This window comes from Pseudomonas sp. PME37.24/006, from assembly GCF_055556635.1.
Map to the genome: position 1 here is coordinate 1 of NZ_JBVHNL010000150.1, position 264 is coordinate 264.

The window sequence follows — 264 nt, forward strand, 5'->3', positions numbered from 1 at the left end:
TTGCGTTCCAGCTTCATTTCGTAGAGCCCTGGTGGCAGGCTCTCGATGACGTCCAGCGAGCTGACCAGCTGGTCGTGTTCCTTGAGCGCCACCGAACCGCCCACGAAGATGCCCAGATGGCCCACGCTCTCGTGCAGCACGTAGATGATGGTGCGGCCGGCGGCGGCGATGGCGCGCTCGTCGCCCCAGACATCGATGATCCAGTTCAACGCCTGCGGCGGCGGCGTGATGTTGTCCCCCCAGGAGGCGAAGACCACGATGGGC

General features: G+C 65.2%; 1 protein-coding gene. It reads right to left on the minus strand.

Annotated elements, in window-relative coordinates; translation table 11 throughout:
• Positions 1 to 264, minus strand: a 264-nt coding sequence (locus tag ACZ3GY_RS24200; protein ID WP_465912307.1) for a DUF3141 domain-containing protein, incomplete at both ends; no start/stop codon positions are given.